The organism is Brevundimonas sp., from assembly GCF_031082345.1.
Lineage (GTDB): Bacteria > Pseudomonadota > Alphaproteobacteria > Caulobacterales > Caulobacteraceae > Brevundimonas.
The window spans coordinates 1-2560 of sequence record NZ_JAVHLH010000235.1; the positions used below are offsets into that span (position 1 = coordinate 1).

The following is a 2560-nucleotide window of genomic DNA, read 5'->3' on the forward strand; positions in this document are numbered from 1 at the left end:
GTCCATCCGGCTCCGGCCCCGGCGCCGGCGGCCGGAACGCCCGCCGCGCCGGCTGACCCCATGGCGCCCCGCCGCGACGCCCTGATTTTCCGGATGCAACAGCCGGCCCCTCAACCCTCGCCTGAGGCGACGCCGGCTCCGCCGCCGCCCGGAGACGCCGCCGCGGCCCGGGTCGACGTCCCGGTCGAGCCGCGCCGCATCGTCGAGGTGACCAACTCCGGCGAACGGCCGCCCCAGCACGGGGCCCGCTACTACTCCGTCCACCGCCAGAACGGCCGCGAGCCCGACCCCCTGGTGATGCCTGAATCCACCTACGTCGACGCCCTGGTCGTATCGATGGCTGAGACGCCGGCCTCCCAGGATCTCGCCGCGCCGGATCAGGGCCCGACCCTGATCCGCGATCGCAACGGCAATATGCGCGCCGCGCCCGCCCCGTCCGACGGGGATCACCAGTGACCGACGCGCCGGCCCTGTCGCGACTGCCTGAGCTGATCGCCCTCGCGGAGGAGGAATCCAGCGAGAAGCGGCGCGCCCTGCTGCGCGAGCTGACCGAGCATTTCTTCGGCGGTTCGGCCCGGACACCGGCCGAAGACAAGCTCTACGACGCCGTGCTGGTCAAGCTGGCGGACGACATGGAGACCGCTGTCCGGGCTGAGCTGTCCGCCCGCTTCGCCTCCGCGCCCGACGCCCCCCACAACCTGATCCGGCGGCTGGCGAACGACGAGGCCGCGGTCGCCGGCGCCGTGCTGGCCGCCTCGCCCGTGCTGACCGACGAAGACCTGCTTGGCGTGGTCCGCCGGCACGGACAGGACCACCTCCGCGCCGTCTCGGCCCGTCCGTCGGTGTCGGAGGCCGTCTCGGACGTGATCGTCGAGCGCGGGGACGACGAGACTCTCGGAACCCTGCTGCGCAACGACGGCGCCCGCCTGTCGCGCAAGGCCTCCGAGGCCGCCGTCGAACGGGCGAAGGTCAATCCGGCCCTGCATGAGGCGACCGTCTCGCGCGCCAACCTCCCGGCGGATCTCCTGAACGACATGTATTTCGTGGTCGAGGCCCGGCTCCGGGCCCGCATCCTCGAACAGAACGCCAGCATGGACCCGACGCTGCTGGAAAGCGCCCTCGCCGCCGGGCGCGCCCGCGTCGCCACCGACGACGGCGCCCTTCCGGCCGACTACACGGAATGCTCGGCCTATGTGGAAGAGCTCCGCGCCGCCGGGCAGCTCACGCCCCAGATGCTGGCCCGCTTCCTGCGGTCGGGCGACAAGACCGGCGGCCGCACCTCATTCCTGATCGCCCTGGCCCAGCTGGCGGACATCGACTTCCACACGGCGCGCCAGATCGTCGAGCGGCGCGAGCTGGACGCCCTGGCCGTGGTCTGCAAGGCCGCCGATCTCGATCGCGCCCTGTTCCTCACCTACGCGGTGGTGCTCCTGAACGACGACGGCGACGCCATGGCCAAGGCGCACTCCTACGCCCGCATGTACGCCGAGCTGACCCGCGAGGCGGCGCTCCGGACCCTGCGTTTCTGGCGCATGCGCCGCGGAGCCCAGGCGGCCTGACCCCAAATGCAGAACGCCCGCCCCATCGCTGGGGCGGGCGCTTCAACCGTTCCTGCGGAAAGGCCTACTTCTTGACCGGGCGGCCGGCGCGAGCGGGTTTGCGCCCGCCTTGGCCGAGGCCCATCTGCTTGGCGAGGTCCGACCGCGCCTTGGCGTAGTTCGGCGCGACCATCGGATAGTCCTTCGGCAGACCCCACTTGGCCCGGTATTCCTCGGGGCTCATGTTGTACTTGGTGCGCAGGTGACGCTTCAGCGACTTGAACTTGCGACCGTCTTCCAGACAGATCAGGAAGTCCGGCGTGATCGACTTGCGGATCGGAACCGCCGGCTCCTTGGGTTCCGGCTCGGGCTCCACCGCGCCGCTCGAAACCTGCATAAGGGCCGCGTGAATGCTGGAGATCAGACCGGGCACTTCCACGGCCTGAACATTGTTGTTGCCGACATAGGCCGACACGATGTCGGCGGTCATTTCGAGCAGTTGGGAGTTGTCTTCCATGCGCGCGGCCTCACCTTGTGATCTGATCGTTTCAGCCGAACGTTGACCGTCAGCCCGTGACACGGGTGAATAAAGACGAACCTCGATTCACGCAATAGCGTATTCGTCTTCCGTTCCGGTATCGCTTATCAGACTAGAGGCTCATTACTCGCGACGCAGATCAGCGTCCGAAGTTTTCCGCCAGCGCCAGCATCGCCGCCCGTTCGGGGGCCGAATAGTCGTCGACCTCCTCTTCCTCGCCATCCCGGATCGCTCTGAGTAGAGCCGGGGTCAGGGCGGAAGACAACGACCAGTTCCAGTACCGCAACACCGTCTGGGCGCGATCAACGGCCAGCATGTCATAGGTGACCTGAACCCGTTCCCAGACCGGATCGATCGAGCCGTCTTCCGCGGTCTCGGGCCGACGCATTGATCGCCACAGGCCCGTCAGGTCCGACTTGGCCAGGCCCGTGGCCTTGCACAGTATGGCCAGCGGCTCGCCTCCCGGGTCGCCCAGAATCTTGGC

General features: G+C 68.9%; 3 protein-coding genes and 1 pseudogene. 2 read left to right on the plus strand and 2 right to left on the minus strand.

The genetic code is table 11. The features are described from left to right. Both RDU12_RS12935 and RDU12_RS12940 read left to right on the plus strand, forming a co-directional pair. Nucleotides 1–456: pseudogene (locus RDU12_RS12935) on the plus strand (hypothetical protein); the annotation flags it as partial. Beyond that, nucleotides 453–1559: a DUF2336 domain-containing protein gene (locus tag RDU12_RS12940; RefSeq protein ID WP_300290387.1), complete on the plus strand. Its 1107-nt coding sequence runs from the start codon at nucleotides 453–455 to the stop codon at nucleotides 1557–1559. The pseudogene RDU12_RS12935 and the gene RDU12_RS12940, both read left to right, overlap by 4 nt. A gap of 64 nt (nucleotides 1560–1623) precedes the next feature. Here the strand turns inward: RDU12_RS12940 and RDU12_RS12945 are convergent, their stop codons facing one another. Both RDU12_RS12945 and RDU12_RS12950 read right to left on the minus strand, forming a co-directional pair. Next, the gene (locus tag RDU12_RS12945) at nucleotides 1624–2055 is read right to left on the minus strand and encodes a MucR family transcriptional regulator (protein ID WP_300290389.1); all 432 of its coding nucleotides are present in this window, start codon (nucleotides 2053–2055) and stop codon (nucleotides 1624–1626) included. A gap of 160 nt (nucleotides 2056–2215) precedes the next feature. Beyond that, nucleotides 2216–2560 (minus strand): DUF2336 domain-containing protein (locus RDU12_RS12950; protein ID WP_308684995.1); only part of this gene is annotated, 345 nt, incomplete at its 5' end.

Excerpts from the sequence above, each read along its gene's own strand:
- RDU12_RS12945 (WP_300290389.1), bottom strand. The coding sequence starts at position 2,055 with ATGGAAGACAACTCCCAACTGCTCGAAATGACCGCCGACATCGTGTCG.